Source organism: Thermoclostridium caenicola (assembly GCF_900142095.1).
Taxonomy (GTDB): domain Bacteria; phylum Bacillota; class Clostridia; order DSM-8532; family DSM-8532; genus Thermoclostridium_A; species Thermoclostridium_A caenicola.
The window spans coordinates 1-25,585 of the sequence record NZ_FQZP01000042.1; the positions used below are offsets into that span (position 1 = coordinate 1).

At 49.1% G+C, this 25,585-nt stretch carries 24 protein-coding genes, 1 pseudogene and 1 riboswitch; of the genes and pseudogenes, 10 read left to right on the top strand and 15 right to left on the bottom strand.

The window, feature by feature from the left end; all coding sequences use genetic code 11:
- Positions 1-134 precede the first annotated feature (134 nt).
- Entirely contained in the window at positions 135-926 is a 792-nt protein-coding gene (locus tag F3H12_RS10145) for a methyltransferase domain-containing protein (protein ID WP_149679210.1), read from the bottom strand.
- A 540-nt stretch (positions 927-1,466) separates the two neighbouring features.
- Complete coding sequence (locus F3H12_RS10150) at positions 1,467-1,802, bottom strand: helix-turn-helix domain-containing protein (RefSeq protein WP_149679211.1); 336 nt, start codon at positions 1,800-1,802, stop codon at positions 1,467-1,469.
- A 147-nt stretch (positions 1,803-1,949) separates the two neighbouring features.
- On the opposite strand from F3H12_RS10150, the gene F3H12_RS10155 reads away from it, so the two are divergent.
- Positions 1,950-2,378 (top strand): response regulator, encoded by a 429-nt coding sequence (locus F3H12_RS10155; protein WP_149679212.1) that lies wholly within the window; start codon positions 1,950-1,952, stop codon positions 2,376-2,378.
- A 134-nt stretch (positions 2,379-2,512) separates the two neighbouring features.
- Here F3H12_RS10155 and F3H12_RS10165 read toward each other — a convergent pair whose 3' ends face one another.
- Both F3H12_RS10165 and F3H12_RS10170 read right to left on the bottom strand, forming a co-directional pair.
- The gene (locus F3H12_RS10165) at positions 2,513-2,785 is read right to left on the bottom strand and encodes an aminoglycoside 6-adenylyltransferase (protein ID WP_149679214.1); all 273 of its coding nucleotides are present in this window, start codon (positions 2,783-2,785) and stop codon (positions 2,513-2,515) included.
- A 282-nt stretch (positions 2,786-3,067) separates the two neighbouring features.
- Positions 3,068-3,877: a GTP pyrophosphokinase gene (locus F3H12_RS10170; protein ID WP_243133260.1), complete on the bottom strand. Its 810-nt coding sequence runs from the start codon at positions 3,875-3,877 to the stop codon at positions 3,068-3,070.
- A gap of 428 nt (positions 3,878-4,305) precedes the next feature.
- On the opposite strand from F3H12_RS10170, the gene F3H12_RS10175 reads away from it, so the two are divergent.
- From F3H12_RS10175 to F3H12_RS10185, 3 genes are all read left to right on the top strand, one after another.
- A complete protein-coding gene (locus F3H12_RS10175; RefSeq protein WP_149679215.1) occupies positions 4,306-4,890 on the top strand; it encodes a TetR/AcrR family transcriptional regulator in 585 nt (194 codons plus the stop codon).
- A gap of 156 nt (positions 4,891-5,046) precedes the next feature.
- Positions 5,047-6,984: a bile acid Fe-S flavoenzyme BaiCD gene (gene baiCD / locus F3H12_RS10180; protein WP_149679216.1), complete on the top strand. Its 1,938-nt coding sequence runs from the start codon at positions 5,047-5,049 to the stop codon at positions 6,982-6,984.
- A 149-nt stretch (positions 6,985-7,133) separates the two neighbouring features.
- A complete protein-coding gene (locus tag F3H12_RS10185; protein ID WP_207706834.1) occupies positions 7,134-7,598 on the top strand; it encodes a GNAT family N-acetyltransferase in 465 nt (154 codons plus the stop codon).
- Positions 7,599-7,858: 260 nt separating this feature from the next.
- Here the strand turns inward: F3H12_RS10185 and F3H12_RS10190 are convergent, their stop codons facing one another.
- Complete coding sequence (locus F3H12_RS10190; RefSeq protein ID WP_149679217.1) at positions 7,859-9,085, bottom strand: NAD(P)/FAD-dependent oxidoreductase; 1,227 nt, start codon at positions 9,083-9,085, stop codon at positions 7,859-7,861.
- Positions 9,086-9,307: 222 nt separating this feature from the next.
- On the opposite strand from F3H12_RS10190, the gene F3H12_RS10195 reads away from it, so the two are divergent.
- Positions 9,308-10,816, top strand: coding sequence for an S-layer homology domain-containing protein (locus F3H12_RS10195; protein ID WP_149679218.1), 1,509 nt, complete (start codon positions 9,308-9,310; stop codon positions 10,814-10,816).
- Positions 10,817-10,972: 156 nt separating this feature from the next.
- Here F3H12_RS10195 and F3H12_RS10200 read toward each other — a convergent pair whose 3' ends face one another.
- A complete protein-coding gene (locus tag F3H12_RS10200) occupies positions 10,973-11,173 on the bottom strand; it encodes a hypothetical protein (RefSeq protein ID WP_243133261.1) in 201 nt (66 codons plus the stop codon).
- Positions 11,174-11,347: 174 nt separating this feature from the next.
- Here F3H12_RS10200 and feoB point away from each other — a divergent pair, with 174 nt between their 5' ends.
- The gene (gene feoB / locus F3H12_RS10205; protein ID WP_149679219.1) at positions 11,348-13,684 is read left to right on the top strand and encodes a ferrous iron transport protein B; all 2,337 of its coding nucleotides are present in this window, start codon (positions 11,348-11,350) and stop codon (positions 13,682-13,684) included.
- 22 nt (positions 13,685-13,706) lie between these two features.
- Here the strand turns inward: feoB and thiE are convergent, their stop codons facing one another.
- The 6 genes and pseudogenes from thiE to thiS form a co-directional block, all read right to left on the bottom strand.
- Positions 13,707-14,339 carry a thiamine phosphate synthase gene (thiE, locus tag F3H12_RS13515; RefSeq protein WP_243133264.1) on the bottom strand — a complete coding sequence of 211 codons (633 nt, stop codon included), beginning with the start codon at positions 14,337-14,339 and terminating at the stop codon, positions 13,707-13,709.
- A gap of 39 nt (positions 14,340-14,378) precedes the next feature.
- A pseudogene (locus F3H12_RS13520) lies at positions 14,379-14,753 on the bottom strand (hypothetical protein); the annotation flags it as partial.
- A 49-nt stretch (positions 14,754-14,802) separates the two neighbouring features.
- Entirely contained in the window at positions 14,803-15,441 is a 639-nt protein-coding gene (gene thiF, locus F3H12_RS10215) for a sulfur carrier protein ThiS adenylyltransferase ThiF (protein WP_279231996.1), read from the bottom strand.
- A 21-nt stretch (positions 15,442-15,462) separates the two neighbouring features.
- A complete protein-coding gene (thiH, locus tag F3H12_RS10220) occupies positions 15,463-16,566 on the bottom strand; it encodes a 2-iminoacetate synthase ThiH (RefSeq protein ID WP_149679222.1) in 1,104 nt (367 codons plus the stop codon).
- 56 nt (positions 16,567-16,622) lie between these two features.
- Positions 16,623-17,399, bottom strand: coding sequence for a thiazole synthase (locus tag F3H12_RS10225; RefSeq protein ID WP_149679223.1), 777 nt, complete (start codon positions 17,397-17,399; stop codon positions 16,623-16,625).
- 6 nt (positions 17,400-17,405) lie between these two features.
- Positions 17,406-17,606: a sulfur carrier protein ThiS gene (gene thiS, locus F3H12_RS10230; protein WP_149679224.1), complete on the bottom strand. Its 201-nt coding sequence runs from the start codon at positions 17,604-17,606 to the stop codon at positions 17,406-17,408.
- Between the two features lie 73 nt (positions 17,607-17,679).
- Positions 17,680-17,782, bottom strand: a riboswitch (TPP riboswitch).
- Positions 17,783-18,540: 758 nt separating this feature from the next.
- Here thiS and F3H12_RS10235 point away from each other — a divergent pair.
- The 3 genes from F3H12_RS10235 to F3H12_RS10245 are packed head-to-tail and all read left to right on the top strand — an operon-like array spanning position 18,541 to position 21,039.
- Positions 18,541-19,557 carry a methionine ABC transporter ATP-binding protein gene (locus F3H12_RS10235; protein ID WP_149679225.1) on the top strand — a complete coding sequence of 339 codons (1,017 nt, stop codon included), beginning with the start codon at positions 18,541-18,543 and terminating at the stop codon, positions 19,555-19,557.
- Positions 19,550-20,209 (top strand): methionine ABC transporter permease, encoded by a 660-nt coding sequence (locus tag F3H12_RS10240; RefSeq protein WP_149679226.1) that lies wholly within the window; start codon positions 19,550-19,552, stop codon positions 20,207-20,209. Before F3H12_RS10235 ends, F3H12_RS10240 begins: the two co-directional genes overlap by 8 nt.
- Positions 20,210-20,229: 20 nt before the next feature.
- Positions 20,230-21,039 (top strand): MetQ/NlpA family ABC transporter substrate-binding protein, encoded by an 810-nt coding sequence (locus F3H12_RS10245; RefSeq protein WP_149679227.1) that lies wholly within the window; start codon positions 20,230-20,232, stop codon positions 21,037-21,039.
- Positions 21,040-21,655: 616 nt separating this feature from the next.
- On the opposite strand, the gene F3H12_RS10250 is transcribed toward F3H12_RS10245, so the two are convergent.
- On the bottom strand, positions 21,656-22,084 hold the full coding sequence (locus F3H12_RS10250) for a flavin reductase family protein (RefSeq protein WP_149679228.1): 429 nt from the start codon (positions 22,082-22,084) through the stop codon (positions 21,656-21,658).
- A gap of 369 nt (positions 22,085-22,453) precedes the next feature.
- Here F3H12_RS10250 and thiC point away from each other — a divergent pair, with 369 nt between their 5' ends.
- Positions 22,454-23,758 (top strand): phosphomethylpyrimidine synthase ThiC, encoded by a 1,305-nt coding sequence (gene thiC, locus F3H12_RS10255; RefSeq protein WP_149679229.1) that lies wholly within the window; start codon positions 22,454-22,456, stop codon positions 23,756-23,758.
- A gap of 91 nt (positions 23,759-23,849) precedes the next feature.
- Here thiC and F3H12_RS10260 read toward each other — a convergent pair whose 3' ends face one another.
- Complete coding sequence (locus F3H12_RS10260; RefSeq protein ID WP_149679230.1) at positions 23,850-24,221, bottom strand: nuclear transport factor 2 family protein; 372 nt, start codon at positions 24,219-24,221, stop codon at positions 23,850-23,852.
- A 584-nt stretch (positions 24,222-24,805) separates the two neighbouring features.
- The gene (locus F3H12_RS10265) at positions 24,806-25,525 is read right to left on the bottom strand and encodes a lactate/malate family dehydrogenase (protein ID WP_149679231.1); all 720 of its coding nucleotides are present in this window, start codon (positions 25,523-25,525) and stop codon (positions 24,806-24,808) included.
- Positions 25,526-25,585 lie beyond the last annotated feature (60 nt).

Genomic DNA, 25,585 nt, shown 5'->3' on the forward strand with positions numbered 1-25,585 from the left:
GCCCTTTATTTTATCGATTTTGGGCTATATTTTTGATATTTCAAAGAAAACAGGCATTCTCACCCACGTGAAAATGCCTGTTTTTCGACAATCTGAGGGCTGCCAAAATGGCAGCCCTGTTTATATGCTCATCATCATTTTTTCAGGACCAGGCATAAGGTATCCGCTTCACCGCTATAGGGGCTGCCGCAGACATCGTCATATATGCTGTGCAGTTTGAGCCCGGATGGTGCCACCTCATCGAGCAGGGTCTGCCTGCTGAACACCGTGTCCCAGAACAGGTATTCGTCTATCGTGTTATCTGTAACAACGACGGCCTTCTTGACTTTAGCCATATGTTCCTGGTAATAATACTCCGCTTCCAGGCTTAAATGGGGTTTGCCGCTCCAGAAACCGCCGTTCTCATTCCAGGACCAATAGGTATGATCGCTTTTGCCGTTGTGCGTACGCTCGGTGAAGACATCAAAAATGAACAAACCATTGGGTTTCAGCGCACGGTGTATTTTTGACAGCAGCGTCTTCCTTTCTTCGGGAATAAGGGCGCCGTAATCGCAGTAAATCAGCAGGATAGCGTCAAAAGCCTCGTTGTACTCCATCTCCAGGTAATTCTGATAAATGTATTTGGTTTTCCTGTCGTGTTCCCTTGCGTAAGCAATTGAACGCCTGGAAAAATCAATGCCGGTTACGTCATACCCCGTATCGGATAGTTTCCTGGCGTAAAGGCCCGGACCACAACCCAAATCAAGTATGCTGCTACCTGCCGGTATGAGGCTTTCAAGCCACTTGACCGAGCGTGCAATATAACTGTGGTTGCGGCTTGCCGCATCCCAATCCGGATTAAGATGCGCTTCCAGCAGCCCCTTTGAAATATGCTCGTCATCCCAGAACGGCTCCGGGCTGCGCTGCCAGAGGGAAGGTTTTTGCAGTTATGAAAACAGTTTGTTGATCATGCTTTTCTCCTTTTTATAAACTTTTACCGTAAAATGTGGTGTGAAGCAATGCTATTACCATTCTTTTTTCCACATCTCCCGATGGCATACCGTTTCAAAGCCGATAGCGGTATAGAATTCAGGCACACCTCCAAAACAATACGCCGCGCCGAGTGCCTTTGTTTTCTTCATGCCGCCCGTAACAGCTATTGTGGCAATTCTCGTCTTCCAGAGATAAAACCGAAAAACCGTCCGGAAGTCTGACCTCAGGAAACGGCTTGCTATATGGGAAAATCCGTACCGGTTCGGAATATGCCTTATAATAGCCATTTCGCGACAACATCTCGATTTTATCGTACTCCTTATCGGTTACCCAGACCGAAAGGATCCGCTTGCCACCGTCAATTACGGATAACTCTTTTTCCGCATAGTCAAGCATTTCCGGCAGAAGGAAAGCATGTTGCAGCATGGAACAAGCCAGGCATCTTCTTTGACATAATGCAGAGTCTCTGTACGATACCGAATGTGTAAAAATGTTTAAATATCTTCATCAATCACCCAGGAAACAAAGCGTTCGATCAGTTTGAGCTTTTTCTGATCACACAGCTTAAGCCTTTCGTTGATTTGACTCCGCAGATCCTCCTCCGCATCGGTGCGCGAAGTAATGCCCAGCAGCAGGTAATTCGGCGTCGTATCGATGGCTTCGCAAATCTTGAGCAGGGTATCGATGCTGGGGATGGAATGATTGTTTTCTATATTGGATATATAGTTATTGCTGAGGCCTGTGGCTTCCGCAACATCATCCTGTGTCAAGTTGAGCACTTTACGGCGTTTCGCGATCCTTTCACCGAGTGCTTTGTAGTCGATATTCATCCATCATCACCTGCTTTTACTTTAGCAATAATGATGGATCAGCTTAACCAACCATAAAGGTATTAATACACTTGCAATTTGAATTTTTGTAGACTAAAATATATAAAGTACCTTTATAGTTAATAAATAAATCTATGAGGTGGCAAAATGCTGAATATCGGTATTTGTGACGATTTTCCCATCTTCTGCGAACTCATTGAAGCAATCATCCGGCAATACGGTGAGAAAAACAATGTCATATTCAGCATCCGGAGATTTGGCAGCGGAGAAGAACTCATTGATACGCTCAATAGGGAGAATGTGAGCTTTGATCTGCTTTTCCTCGACTACTATATGAAAAAGCTCAACGGCCTTGAAACCGCAAAAAGGATCCGCCAGATGGAAACTGCTAAAGCGAAGCCTTCCTGCAACATCGTATTCGTGACCTCGATGGATAACCCATATGAATTAATGTCCGCACGACCGCTGAGAATCATAGGCAAGCCGGTAAGCCCGGTGATCATCGATGATATCATTGACCATGTGCTTTCTGAAAAATGCAAAGCACTTGTTGCAGTTCCGCAAGCCCACGACTGAGGCAGATAAACAGCTGGCAGGTAAAAAGCCTTTGCCGTTATCTTTATCGGGCAGAATAACAGCTGGTTCTCCGTTGTGCACATACTTTCTGAAATCAATGGTAAGGTCTATGCGAACACCATTGGGAAAGAGCATCAGATAAGCAAAACGGCCGTCTCCGACCGGATAACGCATGGTTTCAGAGGCATCTGCATTATCAAAGGCCTGCCAAAACAGGCTTCAACCCATGCGGGATTGTTGTAGTAAGGGGTGATATCCTCCACAAAAAAAGTGATATCGTAATCCTGGTAGATGTCCTGTGGATCCTCCGGATTTGCACGCGAACCCACCAGCAGCACTGCCCGTATGCGCTCATCAGCCTCAGCCACATCCAAAATGAGGTTAAACATTTCTTGTTCTGTACGCAACGCGCTTTCCCTCCTGATAGCAAATTCAACGGTTTGATTTCAAATCAAACTGTTAAACTGCTTTCATTTTGTCCTGATATCCAGCCACACAAGTCGGCCATTGGCAGGGTTGTTCTCTCCGAAATCCATATGAACTCTGCTTTCAGGAAAGCTTAACATGCAAGCACGATCTGCAGCTCACGATAGATTGCCGTATCCTGTACCCAAGCCCATGCGAACAAGTTTCAACACATTCCTGCCTTGCTCATGGTCCTGAATAGACAGCTATCATATGCTTCTTCCTTATTCAAGTGGCGTATCAATCTTGCTCAGTTTATTCAGCAGAATCTCTTCTTCTGTAAGAATACTGCTGCTTGCCTCAATCTTCGTCCTTATATCCAGCATCCGGGAGTCTATATCCGCTATAAGGTCGGCACACTCCCTCAATTGCCTGGCGATCTCCTCTTCATTTGCTATCTCCTGCTTATATCTGAGCTGATGCTCCAGGCTAGCCCAGGAATCCATGGCTATGGTTCTGATCTGGACTTCCACCTTCATGTCCTTCCTTTGCTCGGCAAAAAAAACCGGGACACTGATAATCAGATGCAGACTGCGATACCCATTGGGCTTGGGATTGATTATGTAATCCTTCTTCTCGATAAGCTTTACATCATCCTGTTTGATCAGCGCCTTTGCAATGCTGTATATGTCATCCACATACGAGCAAATCACCCGGACCCCGGCTACATCATTTATATACCGTTCAATATTCTCCAGCGAGAAGGGTATATTTTTCCTTCTCATTTTTTCCATGATGCTCGATGTACGTTTAAGCCGTGTTTTAATAAAGTTTATGGGATTTCTTTGGTACCGGATTTTGAACTCCGTATCCAGAACTTCAAACTTTGTCTTGACGGCCTTAATGGCACACTTATACATCATCATGAGTTCCTTGAACTCGATCATGAAGTTCAGGATTTCTTTGGACTGATCCCACATGGTGCTGAGCAACGCGTCGTCCATGGTCATAAGCTCCGTTGTGAGATCATAAACCTGGGAATCGGCTCCATCTGAATACAGGCTGCCAAAGCTGTCGTTTGTATCTTTGTCCATTGCGCTCTCCTCATGTAAAGGTTTTCATAGGGTGATACCAGTTATAAAGTATTATAGATTCTAAATGTGAACGGAGTATTAACAGCCTGTATTTTTAATGTTCTTTTAATGATGTGATGCTTCGTCATCATACTTCCTGTTAGCCATGGTAACATAGATGTGCCCCAAACAATATGTAAATCGCCGCTCCGCATGCACTGATCCAGTTATGTATCATCCGTATTCCTCCAAGCTGATTTTTTCCCGGGATGTCCTTTGGGGGCCAAGACCATCGCGCCAGATTTTTCCATACTCTTTCATTTTTATTCAAACCATCCTGCTTGTCAATCTGGACCCGGTTTTGCCGGATACACCTTCCGGATTTTTTTAATCTGTTCGGCTTCTCTGGTATAATAATATCCTGAACAATACATGCAGGAGCGATATGGATGCGGGAACTGACAGGCATGCAGGAAAAAATTCTGGATAAAGCGCTGTACCTGATCGGAAAAAATGCCTCCTTCGATATCCCGGTGAGGGCGATTGCAAGGGAGGCTCAGGTAAATGTAAGCGCCATAAACTATTACTTTCGTACCAAGAATGAGATGATGCGGTATGTGAAAGAGTTTTATATCAATAACACCATTGCAGCCTATGCCGCATTGGATGATGAATCCTGCAGCGATGAAGAAAAGGTCATCATCGTTGCCAATGAAATCATGGAGTATACCATCAAATATCCGGGCGTGCTCATCATCCTGAGGGAGGCCATAAAAAATCAAAACACAAACGAACTGGATGCAAGAATAGTCGAAATAACTGACAGTTTAAACAAAAAGCTTTATCATACCCTCGCAAGGGTTTTGAAGACGGATGAACCGGACGCCCAATACGGGAACATGGTTTTTCTCTCCTCCATCATTCATCCGATCATGAACATGGAGATTAACCATTTCAAGGAAAGCATCATACACAGCAAGGAAGAGAGGCTCAAGTATATCGCCTATATCATTGACAGGCTGAAGTCCAAATGAATCGATGCAAAGGTAACCTCAGGGCATTGGGTTTACCTTTTCTTTTGTCCCCTTATTCAAACAATTTGTTTAAAACATGTTGCTTTAAATTATAAGTTCAACTATAATTATGATAGACAAAAAAATAACAAAGTATAGAGCAAAGGGGGCTTCTATATGGCATTTGACAATCTTTTCAGTCCGATTAAAATCAGGGGATTGGAACTGAAAAACCGAATCGTTTTCCCTGCCATGGGAACAAAAATGGCAACGGAAGAAGGCTACGTCACCCAGCAGCTAATCGATTATCATGTAGCAAGAGTAGTGGGCGGATGTGGTCTGAACTTTACGGAAGTCTGCGGTGTTCATGGTCCGTCAAATCCCGTCAAGTTTTTGGCCATACATGACGACAAGTACATACCCGGGCTTAAGGCGCTTGCCGATGCCATCCACGCTGCAGGCGGAAAGGCCGGTGTACAGCTCTGGCAGGGCGGCATGGCAGCCGCCTCCTACCAGCAGGGCGGTATCATCATCCCCAGCGACATTCAGGTACCAGGCACAGACTACGTCATCCCGGGAGCCAGCATCGAAACCATCAAGGAAGTGGTCAAATCCTTCGGAGAAGCAGCAAGGCGTGCTGTTGAAGCGGGTTATGACTGCGTTGAATTCCATGCCGGGCACAACTATTCGCCCCATGCTTTCCTAAGCCCGGCTTTCAATAAACGGACGGACGAGTATGGCGGTTCGCTGGAAAACCGTGCAAGATATCTGCTGGAATGCATCCGGGCAATCAGGGAAAACATTCCCGAGGATATGCCCTTGTTCATGAGGATTGTCGCCCATGACGACTACCTGGAAAACGGGCTGACCATCGAAGAAATGATCGCATTCTGCAAAATGGCAAGGGAAGCAGGCGTTGACGTGCTCAATGTATCCCGTGGCAACTTCTCCACCGCCGCATTGAAATATGAAGTGCCTCCTGTTGATCTGCCGAGGGGATTCAATGTGGCCAACGCAGAAAGAATCAGGAAGGAAACCGGCATGATAACCATCGCCGTTGGACGCATTAACGATCCGGCCCAGGCGGATGAGATCATTGCATCCGGTAAGGCCGACATGGTAGTCATAGGCCGCGCCCAGTTGGCAGATCCCGATTTCTGCAACAAGGCCAGAGAAGGCCGGACAGAGGATATCGTCAAATGCGTGGGCTGCAACCAGGGCTGCTATGACGGGTTCGTGTCGCCCGAAATGCCGCATATAACATGCCTTCGGAATCCCGCCCTGGGAAGAGAAGCCGAATATGCCCTGTCAAAAACCGATAAGCCTAAAAAAGTGCTCATCGCAGGAGGCGGCGTGGCCGGGCTTGAGGCCGCATTGACACTCAAGAGAAGGGGCCATCATCCCATTCTCTGCGAGGCGTCGGATTCCCTGGGTGGCCAGTTCAGGCTGGCCGGCATGGCTCCCCGCAAGGAAGAAATGAAGGATGCAGCCATAGCCATGGGTGAGGCGGCAAAACGTGAAAACGTTGATATCAGGCTGTCCACCCCCGTTACACCTGAGCTGATTGATGAAGTAAAGCCGGACGAAGTGATCCTGGCCATAGGCTCAGAGCCCATCATGCCCAACATTCCCGGTATCGGACTGCCCCATGTCACAAACTCCCATGATATCCTTGCCGGCAGGGCTACAGCCAGCGGCAATGTGGTTGTTGTGGGCGGAGGCCTTGTCGGCCTTGAAGTGGCCGAGCATCTTGCTGAAGGGAATAACAGCATCACTGTCGTAGAAATGCTGGATGAAGTAGCCAAAGACCTTGGATACCTGAGAAAAATCTGTGTGATGGAAAGCCTGTATATGAAAGGCATTAAGACCATAACCGGAGCAAAGTGCGTGGAGATTAAGGAAAACGCTGTTGTCATCGAAAAGGACAACAAGACGGAAGAAATACCCTGTGATGCCGTGGTAATTGCCGTAGGCGCAAAATCGCGCTCTACGGACGAACTGGTTGAGTACTGCAAGGCCCATCATATCCCCTGCCACATTATTGGCGACGCGGTCCGTGCCAGAAGGGCGCTGAACGCAACAGCCGAAGCCGCCGCAGTGGCGAGAGCGGTATAATCCGCCAGGCAGCTAAACCAGAGTCGGCTCCGAACCTTATGAGGAGCCGGCTCTTTTTGTTTTGCACGGCAAAAAGACTGGCAAATAATGTAACTTTATTATATAATATCCCCCAGTATTGTATAAAGAGAACATAAGCGAGGTATGTCATGATGCAAATTATGCGGGCGGACAGGAATGATTTGGAAGAGATTCTGAAGCTTCAGTATCTGGCCTATCAAAGTGAAGCGCAGCTTGTGAATGATTTTAACATACAGCCTCTGACCCAAACCCTGGAAGAACTCATGGATGAGTATGAAAAGGGCGTCATATATAAAGCCGTGGATGACAAGGAGCAAATAATCGGTTCTGTCAGGGGCTATGTACGCGACGGAACCATACATATCGGAAAATTAATGGTTCATCCAAACTTTCAGGGTAGGGGTAGGGGTATCGGAACCAGCTTGCTCAGGCACATTGAAAATGAACATAAAGGTTTAAGAAAAGAGTTGTTCACCAGCGACAGGAGCATACGTAACATAAAACTCTATGAACGCAATGGTTATAAAAGGTTTAAAGAGGAAGCCGTTTCAGAAAATCTGAGATTTGTTTACCTGGAGAAGGCGGCCGAGTAACCTGTTCAGTGAATGGGTGTCTGACGGCATAAGAACCGCTTATAAATTCATTGCTTGGCATATTGCTTTTGCAATTCATCAGGCGTGATGACCAGCGAGCCTCCTCCATGAATAGAAACCGGTCTCAGGTATGTGCCATCGTCCTGTGGGAAGAGCTTGCCGTCGTAAATTCCCAGGATTCGGACAGCAAATGTGAAGCATCCTGGTCCCGATGCTTTTCCCTGAAGCCTTGGTCCCAACCCGGTTGCGGTTTGCACAGTTCAGCCGTACAGCTTATGTTTGATTTCCTCGGCGCTTATGCCGGTATTGAGCAACGACTGGATTTTGTTGGACGCTTTTGCCGGTTCGCCAATGAGGATATATCCGACAAAAAGCCCGTTACGGAATACCAGTTTGGAATAGGCAAATTGCTCCTTGTCTATCTTCTGGTCTATCACGTAAGCCGATTCGGAACCATCCGGCTGGGCGGATCCAGTATCGCCCGCACAAACCACCCTTGTTCCCATGGTGGCGAGCACATAAGGAACATCGGTTATCTCGTATATGGCGTTACCGCCCGCGGCATTGGTTCCCGCAACCTGTCCTTGCTTGCTGGCAACTGCCCATTGCCCAAACCATCTGCCGTTGAGGCTCGCCACATCTCCTGCCGCATAGACATCCCTGACGCTGGTTTCCATTTTTTCATTGACGAGCAAAAAGCGGTTCATGCTGATGCCCGTATTCTGGCATACGGCGACATTAGGCGCAACGCCGACCGATACGATGACGATATCCGCGTCAAGTGACGTACCGTCAGCCATGTTCACTTTCCTGACATGCCCGTTCTGATCCCCTTCAAACCCTTCTACGGAGATCCCGCAAATGACGGATATGCCCAAACTCTGCACCTTGTCCTTAAACAAAGCCGAGCCCTCTTCATCCAGTTGTTTGGGCAACAGCCTCGGCATACCTTCAATCAACGATACGTTAATGCCCAACTCGGAAATCTTGTATGCCGCCTCCAGCCCAAGCAGCCCGCCGCCGATAACGACAGCCCGCCTCGCGCCCTGAAGGCCTTTATTGATCTCAACGATATCCTTCCAGGTCCATATGGTATGAACGCCCGACAACTCCTTGCCTTTAAAAGGCGGCATGATGGGGATGCTGCCGGTAGTAAGCACCAGGCTGTCATAGCCGTACGTTTTGCCATTGACACCGATTGATTTGGCCTCCGTATCGATGGCTTCCACTTTTGAGGATAGCTCGACCCGAATCCTGTTTTTCTCAAACCATTCCCTGTTACTGACTTCAAGCTCGCCGGGAGCCGCGCTCTTTCCGATGTATTCGCACAGGCGGAGCCGATAATACGGCAACCGGTCTTCCGCGCCGAACAGGGTAATTTCCGCTTCCGGATCCTGTGCCCTGGCCGCCTTTGCCGCCGAAAGCCCGGCGGCGCCGCTCCCGACGATCAAAATTCTCCTTTTATTACCTGAAAAGTCATTGCTCATAGCTCATGCCCCCCGTTGAATGTTTGGAATCCTATCCTACTATTTTCAATCTTCTCGGAAATAAACCGTCCATAGTATCATTTTACCACTTTGGAACAGGCTGATTCAAAAAGATACGTTTGTAATGCCGGCAGAACGATTACCTGCGGTAATACGACCGGAAAGTGGTATATATTAATTGCTTTTATACAGCATCATAAGTATCTTCTTGGGAGGGACTTTATGAAAAAGACATTATCCGTTTTGCTGGTGATCTGTTTCCTGTGCACAAGCTTAAACCTTTCGGTATGGGCTAACGCCCAAACATATGAAACATTCACCGTAAAAGATAATGATAAGGTCATCATATTTCCTCTAGACTATCAACCCATAAAATATCCCGGCAGCAGCGGTTTTTATCTGTCATTGCTTCCTTTAAAACCGATAGCCGAATATTTTGGATGCACCTATAGCTATGACGAGAAAACGGGCAACGCGACAGTCATAAACCCAAAATACGATCATACGGTGGTTTTTCCTCCGGACGGCAACAGGATAATCGTCAACGGTGTGGAAATAAAGAACATCATGGGTGAAGATTATTTCTACAGCAAAAGGATCAACGGGAAGCCATACATCCGTTACGATTCCATATCGGAATTCCTGTATCTGAAATCTTGCAAGTGGGAAGACAATGCGCTTGTTATTTATGATGATCCATTGATCGAACTCGATGCGTTCTATAATGACTTCGAACTCATTTTCGAAGAGGGCAAAAGGCCTTACATAGAAGGCTTTGTCTATTCCGACGCATACCATGCCGTTGTGCCTGTAAAGCAAATGCTGGAGTTCCTGGGGTATTCGGTTAACCTCGATATGGACAATAAGATCATGGAAATCCGTTCGGACAAAGGAACCATTAAGATTGAATTCAGAGAAGAATATCGCAGATGGCGCATGAATTTATTGGAATATAAGGATCCTAAATTTTATTATAACGGGAAACTGCAAGACAGAAATACTTCCTATGATTTATTTACCTTCCAACTGTTTAACAGGGGCGGAACGCTCTATACATCCATTTCCAATTTGAGCAATCTATTAAATAATTTTATGGGTCAGAAATACTATACGGCCTACTGGTCCGTAACAACAGGTCAGATCTTTTGGTCTGACGCAGATTACAATCGAATAAAAGATACCGCAAAAAACCCCAGCTTTGCCGACGTGAAAAGAACGGACTGGTATTACAACAGCGTGACAAGGATGGTTAAAGACGGGCTTATCAGCGGTTATTCGGATAATACTTTCAGGCCCATGGAAAACATGACTGTTTCCGAGTTTATCAAAATGCTCGTTGTAGCCCTGGGTTACCATGACCTGCACCCGGTTAAAGGCGATTACTGGGCAAAAAATTACATCAACAAAGCTTTGGAAACAGGCCTGATTCAGAATGGCGAGTTTGACAATTACGACAGACCTATTACCCGGGGCGAAATGGCCAGGTTGATCATCAGGGCCGAAAAGGATGAAACGGCTTTTAATAATTGGGAAAGCTATGTTTCCTCGATAACTGATGATACTGTCCTCACTCCGGAAGAAAGGGAAACGGCAGCCAAGATAATAGCTTCCGGCATCATGACCGGCTTCTCCGACGGAAGCTTTGGCTTCCGCAAAAACGCTACCAGGGCGCAGGCATGCACCATCATGCTCAAGTTCCTGAACAAGGGAGAAAGAACCCCTCCGAAATAATATAGCCATAAGGCAAGGGGACGGTTTTCTAAACTCATGCTTTCAGAAACCCGTCCCTCTTATTTTACCTTTCCCCGCAATTATGGGCCTTATGGCACGTTCCCGAAATCGGGCAATCCCAGGCTTCCTGCCTTGGTTCCGGATGCAAGAAGAAAGTTAAATAAGCTCTGCTCCGAGCGCAAACGCCTCTTCCAGTTTAAGCGGAAATGCCGCTTCGTGATTGGCTTTTTTCTGGGCCGGATCAAAGACGGTCCAGTTGTACCTGCTATAATCATCGACCTGCAGAGTGTTTCCGCAAATCATGATCCTGGTTGGCCCGACGAAACGTTCCAACATTACCTTATAGCCTTCCAGCATGGCCGTGTAGCCCCGGCGTTATTCGTTGCGAGATGCCAAATATCTCCCTGATTGACTGACTTTAATTCTTGACAAATCGACAAAATTTCACAATAGTTGTACTAGGAAAGAACCCGAAAGCGCTGGATGAGCATTGTCTGCATCGGCCATGAAGCAAAAGGAAGAAGGAGTACGATGACGCTTAAGGAACTGGAAATCGGAAAATCGGCAATCATCACAAAAGTCGGCGGAGAGGGCGCTTTACGGCAGCACTTGCTGGACATGGGCGTCATTCCCGGCACGAAGGTCACCCTGCTCAAATACGCACCGATGGGCGATCCAGTTGAAGTGATCATCCATGGCTATGCATTGACACTGCGACTGGACGATGCGGCAAAGATCGAAGTGGAACCGATCACCGAACATGCGGAAAAACCGGACAAAAAACGCCCTGTCGGCAAAACTGTCCATCCCAATCTTGGGGAAGACGGTATATCCCATCCCAAGGGCAGCGGCAACCCCTTGCCGGAAGGGACCACATTGACCTTTGCGCTGGTTGGCAATCAGAACTGTGGGAAGACCACGCTTTTCAACCAGCTTACAGGCGCCAATCAGCACGTCGGCAATTTCCCCGGTGTAACGGTTGACCGGAAAGACGGCGTTATCAGGGGATATCCCAACACGCTGGTCACCGATCTGCCCGGGATTTATTCCATGTCACCATACACCAACGAAGAGATCGTGTCGCGCAATTTCGTCCTGGAAGAAAAGCCGAAGGCCATCATCAACATCGTGGACGCCACCAACATCGAGCGTAACCTGTATCTGACCATGCAATTGCTGGAAATGGATGTACCCATGGTCGTTGCGCTCAATATGATGGACGAAGTGGCGGCAAACGGCGGAACCATCGATATCAACACGATGGAGGCCATGCTGGGTGTTCCCGTAGTCCCCATATCCGCCGCAAAGAACCAGGGAATTGATGAACTTGTCAAACATGCGATCCACGTGGCCTATTACCAGGAAAAGCCTTTGCATCAGGATTACTGCGACGTCAACGACCAGGGCGGCGCCGTTCACCGCTGCCTGCACAGCGTCTACCACCTTATCGAGGATCACGCCCAAAGCGCCGGGCTTCCCATCCGCTTTGCCGCAAGCAAGGTCATTGAGGGCGATCCCCTGGTCCTGTCACAGCTAAAGCTTGACCAGAACGAGCAGGACACCATCGAGCACATCGTGTCGCAGATGGAAAAGGAACGGGGCCTCGACAGGAGCGCTGCGATTGCGGATATGCGTTATGCCTTTATCAGGAAGGTCTGCGACATGTGCGTGACAAAGCCCCAAAAAAGCAGGGAGAGTATTCGCAGCGAGAAGATCGATCGCGTCCTCACGGGCAAATGGACCGCGATCCCCATCTTTATCCTGTTCATGGGAGCCACTTTCTGGCTCACTTTCGACGTGATCGGCGGCACGCTCCAGGGCTGGCTGGAACTCGGGATAGAAACTCTGACAAGCCTGGCCGATCGGGGATTGACCGCAGCCGGCGTGAACGATGTGATTCACGGGCTGGTTATCGACGGTGTTTTTTCAGGCGTTGGAACCGTCCTGAGTTTTCTTCCGATCATTGTGACACTGTTCTTCTTCCTGTCCCTCCTTGAGGACAGCGGCTATGTTGCACGGGTTGCCTTTTTCATGGACAAGCTGCTGCGCAGGATTGGCTTATCGGGCCGAAGCATCGTTCCCATGCTCATCGGTTTTGGCTGTACCGTTCCGGCGGTGATGTCCACGCGCACCCTTCCAAGCGAACGGGACAGGAAAATGACCATCCTGCTCACTCCGTTCATGAGCTGTACGGCCAAGCTGCCCATCTATTCATTTTTCGTTGACGCTTTCTTCCCGGAATACAAGGCCCTCATCATGACCGGTCTATACCTGCTCGGCATTGCCGTTGGCGTCCTTGTCGCCCTGCTGTTTAAAGGCACACTGTTCAAGGGCGAGGCAGTACCGTTCGTCATGGAACTGCCGAACTACCGCATGCCAAGCGCCCGAAACGTGGGGCAACTGCTTTGGGAAAAGACCAAGGACTTTTTGCAGCGGGCCTTCACAATCATCTTTCTGGCAACGGTCCTCATCTGGTTCCTTCAGAGCTTTGATCCGCTTTTCAACCTGGCGGGGGATCAGGAGAACAGCATTCTGGCCATTGTGGCGGGATGGTTTACTCCGATCCTGCAGCCGCTTGGGCTCGGTGACTGGCGAATCAGCGTTTCGCTCATCAGCGGATTCATGGCAAAGGAAAACGTTGTTTCCACCTTCAAGATCCTGTTCGGCGAAGGCGTGTCATCCGTGCTGTCACCTGCTGCCGCAATGTCGCTGTTGGTTTTCTCCCTGCTTTATACCCCCTGCGTTGCGGCCATCGCTTCCATCCGAAGGGAGCTTGGCCGAAGATGGGCCTTCGGCGTCATTGTCTGGCAGTGTTTTGTGGCCTGGTGCGCCGCCTGGATTGTGCATTTGGGCGCTACTTTGGTTTAAGCCGCGTGCAAAGGCTGTCGCCTCAACCCTTCAGCTTTTGGCGTATGCTTTCTATTTTCTTTTCAATATCTTCGGCACCCACTATCTCTGTTACCATGGCGATCAGCCCGGCTCCTCTTGCCTTAATTTCAGAGATGTTGTGCTCCTTGATGCCGCCAATGGCCACAAAGGGTATGGCGACATGCTTTACTGCATAATCCAGGTATTCAAACCCCACCGGATCGCATACATCCTTCTTTGTCTTGGTGGCAAATATCGGCCCAACGCCAATGTAATCCGCTCCCCTGGCGATTGCGTCCTGAGCCTGCTGAGGGGAGTGCGTCGAGACACCGATGATCATTTCTTCCCCTACCAGTTCCCTTACCTTATCCGCCGGCAGGTCATCCTGACCTATATGCACACCGTCAGCCCCGACCATTATGGCCAGATCGACATCGTCGTTGACGATGAACACAGCGCCGGCATCGTATGTAAGCTCCCTTATTTTCACACATTCACGGTATTTATGGAGCATCTTCTTCTCCTTTTCCCGGTATTGGATGATCCTGATGCCTGCGCTGAGCATCGCCTTAACCACTTCAATGTTGCTGCGGCCGAGTGAATACTCCTCGGCTGTGAGGCAATACAGATCGGTATCCAGCTTCTTCTTTTTCATATCTCTGCAATAAATCCTGTATAATGTCTTTTCCAGGTCGCATGCGGCCAACCTATAGTCTTCGTATCGCTTGGCGAATTCGCTCTCGCCTGCACTATCCAGGATCGCCACCAGGGCACCCAGGGCCTTTTGGACTTTTTCAAAATTATCCTTGAGTAGTTTAAGGCCATGTATCATGTCGGCGACATATTCCCGCGATCCAGGAAACACACCGTCACCGGCGGATTGCCGGTATGTCAGGCCATCCGGCAGAGGTTCAACCAGGCTGTTTCTGATATCGGCCTTCAGGCTCCTCAGGCTTTCCGAGACACTGCCGCCGTCACGGCAGAACCCCGCCAGATCTTCCAGCACATTGAGCCCTTCGGATGCCCTCAGGACATTCGCTTGAATGATTTCGTACAGTTCTCGCACCATCTTTCCTCCCGACCATGCACCAAAAATGAAATATCAGCCGCAAACCGGCTTATGGGCCATGGTTCATGATGTAGTCCAGCACGATGTCAGCCTGCTTGGCGGCTGTGACGTTCACCCTTGGGGATATGGGAGGGACATCCCGACCGACTTCCGTGACCAAATCGCCCACCATGAAAAACTTGGGGTGTATTTTCCTGATCTTGATTTCATCGGAGCTTCCCCATCCGGCCAGACCGGAAGCACAAACCACCAGTTTACCGGAAGAGTAGAATTTCTCGGCGAGCAATGTCTTGCCCGCAATGTTGTCAAAAGCCTCAACGATGACGTCACAGTCGCCGAATAGTTCCATAATGTTCCCGGCATCAATCTTTACCTGTAAGGTCTCCAGTTCGAGGTCCGGGTTGATCCGCAGGAGGTTTTGCCTGAGCGCCACCACCTTGGGCATCCCGAGCTGGTCGATAAAGTAAAACTGTCTGTTGAGATTAGCCGGCTCCACAAAGTCAAAGTCTACGATTTTCAATTTCCTGAAACCGCTGCGTACAAGATTGAATGCACAGTTGGAACCAAGCCCGCCGGCTCCGGCAATGCCAATTTTGATCTTTTGCAGTTTTTCCAGCCTTTCACGGCCGATATATCTTTCAAGACCACGCTCAAAATCGTTCATCGCCAAACTCCTTTTCGTTTTGATTTTTCCGGTTAAAGCTCCGTTTCATATGGGGTGCCAGTTCTTGAACACCGGCTGGTAGCCTTTGCTGTAGATCAGGTTCTTGATCTCTTCCACGCTGCGTTCATCGGAGATATCGAACTGAACGCTGCTTTTGCTTTTATGCGAGTATCCGCCGACAGCGGTGGACGAGCCGGCCGACATCCTGGTCACGCCGAGTCCGATCAGGTTGTCCCGCATTTTGGCGCTCTCCCTGGTGGATATGGTTATCCCGGCCCTGGGCATAAAAAGCCGCAGCGCCAATATGGCCTGGACCAGGTTTTTATCGTTTACCTGGCATTTTGGCCTGAAGCAGCCCGCCGAAGGCTTGATTCTTGGGAAGGATACCGCAATCTCGATATCCGGGTAATGATCCTGCAAATAATCGGCATGGAGGCCGGTGAAAAAGGACTCCCGTCGCCATTCATCCAGCCCCAGGAGTGCGCCGATATTGACGGTCCTCATGTTGGCCCGGCAGGCCCTTTCAGGGGCATCAAGCCTGTAACGGTAATTGCGCTTTGGGCCTCCCAAATGCAGTTCAGGATACAGCTTTTCGTTATACACTTCCTGGAACATGGTAAAGCCGTCCACACCTGCTTCGACAAGCTCGGCATATTCCTGCTCGTCAAGCGGATAGACTTCGATGGATATAGACGGAAAGTATCTTTTAAGCACGTTGACGCAGTCTTTGATGTAGGACACCGGGCTGTCTTTCCTCGACTCGCCCGTCAGGATAAGAATGTGCCTGATTCCCGTACACGAGATGGCTTCCGCTTCCTGCGCCACTTCGTCAAGGGTCAGTTTGCCGCGCCTGATATCGTTGGTGACGTTAAATCCGCAGTATACACATCTGTTTGTGCAGTAGTTTGACAAATACAGCGGGGCAAACAGGAAAATAACCTTGCCAAAATTCCGGATAGTCAGTTGCTGCGCCTTGACGGCCATCTGTTCCAGGTGCTTTTCCGCTGTCGGGGACAGCAGCGCCAGGTAATCAAGTTCATTAAGATAATCCTTGTTCAGCGCCCTTTGGACGTCCCCGTCCGTTACCCTTCCAAAAAAGCCGTCAAAGTCAAAATCGTGATACGTTATGTACTTATCGTAAAAACTCATTGGACACACTTCCTTATGTAACAACGGCTCTTAATTGCAAGCCTTGTTGCCCGCCTTCAGGCGTTATCTGACAAGAAGCCTGTCAGCGGTGAGGACGCCTCGGCATACTCTTTGACTGCCCCGGTTCCTGCAAGGTATGCCAGTCTTCCCGCTTTGACAGCAAGGTTGAAGGCTTTTGCCATTTGAACCGGGTCGCCGGCTGTCGCAACCGCCGTATTGACAAGCACCGCCGCAGCGCCAAGCTCCATGGCTTCGGCTGCCTCGGATGGCTTGCCCAATCCGGCGTCAACGATAATGGGCAGATCGATCTCGTTGATCAGTATCTTCACGAGCTCCCTGGTCCTTAGGCCCCTGTTGGTGCCGATTGGAGCTCCAAGCGGCATGACGGCAGCCGCTCCGGCATCTCTGAGCCGCTTGGCTGCCATCAGATCCGGACTCATATACGGCAGCACCACAAAACCCTCTTTGGCAAGCATCTCCGTCGCCTTAATGGTCTCCATATTGTCCGGCAAAAGATACCTATTATCCGTAACAATCTCAATTTTTACCCAGTTGCCGCAGCCTGCCGCTCTGGCAAGCCTGGCGATCCGGACGGCTTCATCCGCGTTTCTTGCGCCCGATGTGTTGGGCATGATAATGCAGTCATCAGGAATATACTGCACGAGATTCTCATCTTTTGATTCAAAATCGATCCTTCTCAGCGCAACGGTTACCACCTGTACTTCGGCACTTTTGACTACCTCGGGGATTATTCTGTTGGATGAAAATTTTCCGGTTCCGATAAAGAGCCTGCTTCTAAGCTCCCTTCCTCCGATAACAAGACTATCCTCCATTTCTGATCAACCTCCTCCTACGAATCTCAGGACTTCAATGCTGTCATTCTCCTTCAGGACGACATCCTTCCATTGCTCTTTCGGAACGATTTCGAAATTCAGCTCAACGATCAGCCTTTCGGGCTCGAGCTGTTTGGAGACCAGAAAATCATACAGGCTGATATTTTCTTCCGCCTCCACTGTCTTTCCGTTCATTTTCAGATTCATGCCATAACCTCCTTATCGAAAAAACATAAATAAAAGGGCCTACCCGCAGGTAAGCCCAAAACATTTCATTTTCAGTTGTTTCCTGGCGCTTCCCTACGGTGGTACTAACCACATCAGGTTCGAAGGGTTAAGACCAAAGGATCTCTCTCAGCCTTGCGGCACCCCTAGCTACCATTTTCATCCAGTATTAAGTTTATATTCATTATACGCCATGGCGACGGATATGTAAAGCAAGATCTTCCGGCGGTGTTTTTTTACCCGGAAACACTGCAAAATTGCATGGCAGCAAGGGAATGAGAACCGTCACATCCATATCTGACTATTCATATATATTTAATTAAAAAATGATTGACAAAACTTTGCCGCCGTGTTATCCTTGAATATATAATTCTTATATGTTTAGTATGATTTATGGAGTGGGGGGATTTGGATGAAGAGGCACCATGGAATTACTGTTACCTGAGCGATAAATCCAGGCATGCGTTCTGTTGACCCAAGGCTGATTTCGTCATTTAACCATTTTTACGTCCCGATGCTTTTGCCGGCCGAAGGGTATGGTTTTGCATCCATGTGCCTGGGTACTTATAACATCGACCTCCGCATCTGAGTCTATATTCCTGGTCCTGAATATCTAATGGTGTTTTCATGCCAAATCCGGCCTGAATTTTGCTTTGCCCCTTTCCAAGGCAAGCGGTTATCTGGTATAACTAAAAGGACATTGTAGCGAAAAGATGGCTGTCCGGCTTCATTGCAACCGTTGTCGAACATTGACCGGTGGTTTGGCCCGACAGACATCCGGGCCGAAGTATTTCAATTTTTATGCAACTGTACGAAAACGGCCTTAAATTATTGACAATGCTGTTCAACACGTTAAAATTATGCTATCATAAACAAAACCTATAGGAATAATATGACAACAGATGGGAGTTATTTAATGAGTACCGGTACTTCTCTCATTCAGATCAGGGGCCTCGGCAAGGTTTTTAAGACCGATGTCGGCGAGGTCAATGTCCTTGAGGACATTAACCTTGACATCATGAAAGGCGAAATTTTTGGGATTATCGGCATGAGCGGCGCCGGCAAGAGTACCTTGGTTCGGTGTCTGAACTTCCTTGAAAGACCCACCAGGGGCACCGTGTACTTTGACAACCAGGATCTTTCCGCTCTCAGCCAGAAGGAGCTTTACAGGATCCGGCAGTCCATCGGGATGATTTTTCAGCAGTTCAACCTGCTCATGCAGCGCAATGTGCTGAAGAATGTCTGCTTCCCCCTGGAAATTGCCGGCGTCAGAAAAAAAGAAGCCGAAGCCCGCGCCTATGAGCTCCTGGAACTGGTAGGCCTGTCCGATAAGGCCAAGGCCTATCCGTCGCAGTTGTCCGGCGGACAGAAACAGCGCGTTGCCATTGCCAGGGCCCTGGCCAACAATCCCAAGGTCATCCTGTGCGATGAAGCAACCAGCGCCCTTGACCCGGCCACCACCAAAGGCGTTCTCGCCCTGCTCAAGGACATCAACAAAAGGCTTGGCATCACCATTGTCATCATCACCCATGAGATGAGCGTGGTGGAAGAGATTTGCCAAAGGGTGGCCATCATCGATAACCGGCGCATTGCAGAGGTTGGCTATGTGCAGGACATTTTCACAAAGCCGACGACCGAAGCAGCACGCCGGCTGGTATTCCCCGAAGGAGGACAGGTGGAGCATTTTACCAGCTCCCGATGTTGTCGCATCGTGTTTGACGGAAGCTCATCCTTTGAGCCCGTTATCGCCAATATGGTGCTGGAATTCAGGCAGCCCGTCAACATCATCTTTGCCGACACCAGGAACATTGACGGAAAAGCTTTTGGACAGATTGTCATTCAGCTTCCTGAGGATAAGCTGGCCGGCGAAAAGATGATGGCTTATCTTCAAAACAGGGGCTTGACGGTAGAGGAGGTAAAGGACTTTGTTTGATCAGGCTACTTTGGAAATGCTCGGAAAAGGGTTCCTGGAGTCTCTGTACATGACGCTGGTATCGTCAGCCCTGGCTTACGTGATAGGCCTGCCCCTTGGCATCATACTGGTGGTTACCGACAAGGACGGCATCAAGCCCTGCGTTGGATTGAACCGCATCCTTGGCGTCATCATCAACCTGCTTCGCTCTGTACCGTTCCTGATTCTGGCCATAACCGTCATTCCCGTAACCCGTTTTATCACGGGAACATCCCTGGGCCCGACCGCAACCATCGTTCCATTGGTGATTGGCGCTTCGCCTTTCATCGCCAGAATGGTGGAGTCTTCGCTCAAGGATGTGGATAAGGGTGTGATTGAAGCGGCCCAGTCCATGGGGGCTTCTCCCTTCGAAATCATCTACAAGGTATTGCTCCCTGAAGCCCGGCCTTCGCTCATCCTTGGTGCGGCCATCTCAGTGACCACCATCCTGGGTTATTCGGCCATGACCGGTTTTGTGGGCGGCGGCGGTCTGGGCGACATCGCTATCCGCTATGGTTACTACAGGTACCAGACAGACATCATGCTCGTTACGGTTGCTCTCCTGGTCATCATCGTTCAGGTACTTCAGGAGATTGGCATGAAGTTAGCCAAGATAGGCGATAAAAGAAAATAGGATAATAGGAGGAAGGTAGAATGAAGAAGATATTATCTCTATTGCTTGCATTAACCCTGGTGATCACCCTTGCCGGCTGCGGCGGCACATCAAAGACCCCCAAGAAGATTGTTGTTGGCGCTACGCCGGTACCTCATGCTGAAATTCTTAAAGTGGCCCAGGAAGTTTTGCTGGAAAAGGGTTATGAACTGGAAATCAAGGAATTTACCGATTATGTCCAGCCCAACCTGTCGCTCCAGAGCGGCGATCTGGACGCCAACTACTTCCAGCATACACCTTATCTCAACGACTTCAATGCTGAACAGAAAACGGATCTTGTGCCCATCGCAAGCATCCATTACGAACCCCTGGGAATCTATCCCGGCAAGACCAAGACCCTGGATGACTTGAAGGATGGCGCGCAGGTGGCCATTCCCAATGACACCACCAACGAAGCCAGGGCGCTGCTGCTCCTGGAAGCCCAGGGCCTGATAAAGGTTGATCCCAATGCCGGTTTGAAGGCTACTATTAGGGACATCGTTGAGAATCCCAAGAACCTGAAGTTCATCGAAATCGAAGCGGCCCAGCTGGTACGTTCCCTGCAGGACGTGGATATCGCCGTCATCAATGGTAACTATGCCATCCAGGGCGGTCTGAACGCCATGACCGATGCTCTGGCCAAGGAAGAGAAGGATTCGGAAGCCGCCGTCACCTATGCCAACATCCTGGTAGTGCGCAGGGGCGACGAGAACAGGGAAGATCTGAAGGCCCTTGCTGAAGCCCTCCAGAGCGAGAAGGTCAAGAAGTTCATCGAGGATACCTATAAGGGCGCCGTTGTTCCGATGTTCTGATGTACATAAAAAGCTCCCGGGAATGAAATCTCCCGGGAGTTTTTTGCCGTTTTGACCGGCTGTTATTTGGGCTTTATAATGATTCATGACCTGGATTTTATCACCTGGCTCGGGGAAAGGCATTCGACTGCTCGCGTGCGATGCGACCACCAACGCCGATAATTCGGGAGCGGTTATTGACTGCCTGTTATCGAATCATTCGCTTAAGATTCATCTCCAGGGGCATTCCATGCTGTCTTTGGACGCTCCTTTTACAACCGGATATGAAGCGACATTCGAAAACGCTTACATTCGTTTTGTTTAAAGGTCAAACAAAGATTCTGTCGAGGCCGAATGCTGCATATACGCCGGGGGCAGGAAAAAGCAAGTTGTATTTGAACGGGAAGAACATTGCAAAGCGTTACTGGCAGCAGCGATAAAGGATTTCAAAAACCAAGGGGACAGCGGATTGGCATTGGAAAATGCGCTGCCCGGCCTCTCTCTCGCCTTGGCGTTGACCAGCTCGATTATCAGGCGCGCATAATGGTCCCCTTCCGGCAGGCCTTTCAGTCAGGCCGTCCATTGAGGGGAATTTCGTTATCCTCGCACCACAGGCATTGGTCCATTGTTCCGTATCTTATCGAACGGTCAGCATCTCTTCCCCGCTCTTGGTATAGGATTTAATCAGCCCATATACCAGACTATCCTCTTCGATGCCCGGTAAATGGAGGATATCGATGACTTCAACCACCATATTGACGCTGGCGTTGTTGATGAGGATCGCGGAATCCTTCAGGGTATAGTCCAGGTTTTTAAACTTGTCCACCTCATCGGAATGGTTGTTGCCCAGCGTATTCATGACATCCTCCTGTCGTACACTCAACACGCTGACACCGATGATATCCCCTTTGGTAATATGTTTCCCTGTAACGCTCTGGGCCCCTATGAGCATCACAATTTTGTCGTAATCCACCTGGGTTGCCCAGGAGCAAATCATGCCGTATTTGTGTCCGTTTTTCTCAAAGCAAACCGCGTTCGCGCCGTAGTTGAATACCCTGTCCTCCATTTTCATAAGCTCCTTCCCGATTGAAATATGACATTGAGGTTGCCGCATACTTAATAATAAACCAAACCTGGTATTTTATTTTCAATAGATATATGCTAAAATTTTAGATCAGTAAAAGAACCGGGATTGGGTAGCTAGGGTTCCGCCTTACAACGTTAAGGGTCCGCGACCGAGGGCTACAGATCCCGCAGCAGCGGGAGGCACCTATTGGCACAAAAGGCCCGCGGGGGAAGGTTCAGCGTGTTTGGTATGCGCTGAGGCTTTTCCGTCGGGCTTTTTTACATTCAGCAGGAGGAACTGTCACCATTTGCGTCCGGCGGATGCGCAAGCCCCCCTATCCATGATTATAACAAAGGAGGCAAGAGAACAATGAGACAATATTCAACCCAAATGGAAGCGGCTAGAAAAGGCATTGTTACGGAAGAACTGAAAGCAGTCGCCCAAAAAGAGCGGATGACCGTAGAGGAGTTGCTGCCGCTCGTTGCATCCGGAAAGGTTGTCATATGCGCCAACAAAAATCATAAATGCCTTGATCCCCAGGGAATTGGATCAATGTTGAAGACCAAGATCAATGTAAATCTTGGCGTGTCAAGGGATTGCAAGGATTATGACCTGGAAATGCAAAAGGTGCATGAAGCGGTGAAACTGGGCGCCCATGCCATCATGGATCTGTCGTCGCACGGAAACACCATTCCTTTCCGCAAAAGACTGATCGCCGAGTGTCCGCTCATGATCGGAACCGTGCCGGTATATGATGCCGTTATCCACTATCAGAGAGACCTGCATACCCTTACCGCGAAAGACTTCATCGATGTCGTAAGGCTGCACGCAGAGGACGGGGTCGACTTTGTCACTTTGCACTGCGGCATCACCCGACAAACAATCGAACAGATAAAAAAGCATAAAAGAAAGCTGAACATCGTTTCCAGGGGCGGCTCGCTTGTATTTGCCTGGATGTGCATGACCGGTGAGGAAAATCCCTTTTATGAGCATTTTGATGAAATCCTCGATATATGCCGTGAATATGATGTGACCATATCGCTGGGAGACGCCTGCCGGCCCGGGTGCCTTGCGGATGCTTCAGACGTATGCCAGATCGAGGAGCTTGTGCGGCTGGGCGAGCTTACTAAACGGGCCTGGAAAAAGGATGTCCAGGTGATGATTGAGGGGCCCGGGCATATGCCCATCGATCAGATTGAAGCCAATATGAAAATCCAGCAGACCATCTGCAGCGGAGCGCCCTTCTATGTATTGGGGCCATTGGTCACAGATATCGCCCCAGGCTATGACCACATCACCGCTGCCATCGGCGGTGCCATTGCCGCTTCAGCCGGTGCGGCCTTCCTGTGCTATGTGACACCTGCAGAGCACCTGGCGCTGCCCAACCTGGACGACGTCAGGCAGGGTATCATTGCCATGAGAATTGCCGCCCACGCCGCAGATATCGCCAAAGGCGTAAAAGGGGCAAGGGAAGCTGATGACAGGATGGCTGAAGCCAGGAGAATGCTCGACTGGGAGACGCAATGGAAGTATGCCATCGACCCGGAAACAGCCAAAAGAATCCGTGATGAAAGGAAGCCCGAGCATGAAGACACCTGCTCCATGTGCGGAAAATTCTGTGCGGTAAGAAGCATGAACAAGGCCCTCGCAGGAGAACTTGTTGATGTTTTGTAAACCGGCTCGGCGCTTTTTGTTTATAAAGGAACCGGGCTCATATTAACCCTTGCCTGGTTCCGTTTATTTTTACGCATTTTTGCCGTGTATTCTACCATACCTTGCCATACGGATAATCATGCTGCGATTTGGACTGGAACTCTTTAAGCTCACATATTTTCATGTCATCATTAAACCTGGCTATTGTTACCCCGTCACATTCGCCGATATTGCCTTCATACTCGTATCTGAAAAACCATTCCACAAATGCGGTTTTATCCACTATGGCTATCTGTTTGATGTCCCAGCGCAATACGGTGCCCTTCCGGTTCCAATCGGCGAACCATCTCTGGACCTGATCAATACCCTGATAAACGGGACCGTGGGACTCAACATAGACAATGTCCTCCGAAAATGTTTCCCGGACGGCATCGATTTTCTTGTCAATCCATGCCTGAAAGTAATTCCTGATGATGTCTTCCAAAAAATAGTGTGTCCCGGCAATCCAATGACTTTTGCCATAATCCCGTACTCTGACAGGTCATCGCCGTCTTTCAGAAAAGCAGACGGCGTAAAGGCTTCCAGTTTTCTTTTTGAAAATGCCTGAAGCGAGGCGGCCAGCACAATTTTGCCCAAAAAGGTTTTGGCATTCAGGGTCTGATTATGATTTGACGCGATGAGATTCATGTCATCCTGATGCATGGCTATCGGGGCACCCAGCCTTTCCGATAATGCGGCTGCATTTTCCGCGTGATCGCCATGGCTTAATCCAAATGTTACCACTTACAGCACAACGTGTCAAGGCATATCATGCCGTCCGGAAATCTCATACATCTGCCCTTTCCTTCTGCTTAAATGCACGCCGCCCACATGGGCGAAGTCAATCTGGATGGTTCATTCTACAAGTGATGTCGTCCGTGTCATATTTCAGGTATGCTGTTTCATCCCGTGCGCGTAAAAAACCGCCTGTTCTGCTGAACAAGCGGTTAATAAAAACGCTATGTGGTCGTACAATTTGCTTTCCTCACTTGGGGCACTTTCCCTGTTGACCTGTGGCAGTGATAACAATCAGATATCGCTTACACCATCCAGGATTGCTTTCAGGGCATCAGCCGAATCTCTCAGCTGTTTTTCTTCTTCAGGCGTGATGGGGAATTCAATGATTCTTTCCACACCATTTGAATTAATCATAGAAGGCAGGCTGATAGCAACATCCTTGATGCCATAAGGACCGTCTATGACGCTTGATACGGTTCTGATGGTATTCTGGTTCTTGATAAGGGTTTCAACCAGCGTGTTCACAGTAACGGCGATTGCATAGTATGTTGCACCCTTGTTCTTGATGATTACTGCGCCGGCCTGCTTGACATCGTCTCTGATCTTTGCCTTGTCCTCATCACCAAACGGCATTTCATGCATCTTGGCATATTCTTCTGCATTCATACCGGCAATATGGGTGGCACTCCACAAAGGAAGCTGGGTATCACCATGCTCGCCAACAATATAGCCGTGAACGTTTCTTACGTCAACATTAAACTTCTGAGCCAATGTAAATCTGAAGCGAGCGCTGTCAAGTGCCGTACCTGAACCGAAGACACGGCCGGTCGGAAGTCCGGACCACTGCTGAATCTTATAGGTAAGGATATCCACAGGGTTCGAAACCACAAGGATAACACCATGAGTGTAATATTTCAAGATGTTTTTGGTGATTTCCTTGGCAATATAAATTGCAATATTAAATGCCGTGAAAAAATTGGTAAATCCATTGCTTACTGGAATAAATTCTATACATCATACCGCCATTTCTATGGCTGACCTATAACCAAACATTCTTCTTGGATATTCATT

Coding starts and splice junctions, on each gene's coding strand:
- F3H12_RS10150 (WP_149679211.1), bottom strand. CDS start 1,802: ATGAATATCGACTACAAAGCACTCGGTGAAAGGATCGCGAAACGCCGT.
- F3H12_RS10155 (WP_149679212.1), top strand. CDS start 1,950: ATGCTGAATATCGGTATTTGTGACGATTTTCCCATCTTCTGCGAACTC.
- F3H12_RS10170 (WP_243133260.1), bottom strand. CDS start 3,877: ATGGACAAAGATACAAACGACAGCTTTGGCAGCCTGTATTCAGATGGA.
- F3H12_RS10175 (WP_149679215.1), top strand. CDS start 4,306: ATGCGGGAACTGACAGGCATGCAGGAAAAAATTCTGGATAAAGCGCTG.
- baiCD (WP_149679216.1), top strand. CDS start 5,047: ATGGCATTTGACAATCTTTTCAGTCCGATTAAAATCAGGGGATTGGAA.
- F3H12_RS10185 (WP_207706834.1), top strand. CDS start 7,134: ATGATGCAAATTATGCGGGCGGACAGGAATGATTTGGAAGAGATTCTG.
- F3H12_RS10190 (WP_149679217.1), bottom strand. CDS start 9,085: ATGAGCAATGACTTTTCAGGTAATAAAAGGAGAATTTTGATCGTCGGG.
- F3H12_RS10195 (WP_149679218.1), top strand. CDS start 9,308: ATGAAAAAGACATTATCCGTTTTGCTGGTGATCTGTTTCCTGTGCACA.
- F3H12_RS10200 (WP_243133261.1), bottom strand. CDS start 11,173: ATGCTGGAAGGCTATAAGGTAATGTTGGAACGTTTCGTCGGGCCAACC.
- feoB (WP_149679219.1), top strand. CDS start 11,348: ATGACGCTTAAGGAACTGGAAATCGGAAAATCGGCAATCATCACAAAA.
- thiE (WP_243133264.1), bottom strand. CDS start 14,339: ATGAAAAAGAAGAAGCTGGATACCGATCTGTATTGCCTCACAGCCGAG.
- thiH (WP_149679222.1), bottom strand. CDS start 16,566: ATGAGTTTTTACGATAAGTACATAACGTATCACGATTTTGACTTTGAC.
- F3H12_RS10225 (WP_149679223.1), bottom strand. CDS start 17,399: ATGGAGGATAGTCTTGTTATCGGAGGAAGGGAGCTTAGAAGCAGGCTC.
- thiS (WP_149679224.1), bottom strand. CDS start 17,606: ATGAATCTGAAAATGAACGGAAAGACAGTGGAGGCGGAAGAAAATATC.
- F3H12_RS10235 (WP_149679225.1), top strand. CDS start 18,541: ATGAGTACCGGTACTTCTCTCATTCAGATCAGGGGCCTCGGCAAGGTT.
- F3H12_RS10245 (WP_149679227.1), top strand. CDS start 20,230: ATGAAGAAGATATTATCTCTATTGCTTGCATTAACCCTGGTGATCACC.
- F3H12_RS10250 (WP_149679228.1), bottom strand. CDS start 22,084: ATGGAGGACAGGGTATTCAACTACGGCGCGAACGCGGTTTGCTTTGAG.
- thiC (WP_149679229.1), top strand. CDS start 22,454: ATGAGACAATATTCAACCCAAATGGAAGCGGCTAGAAAAGGCATTGTT.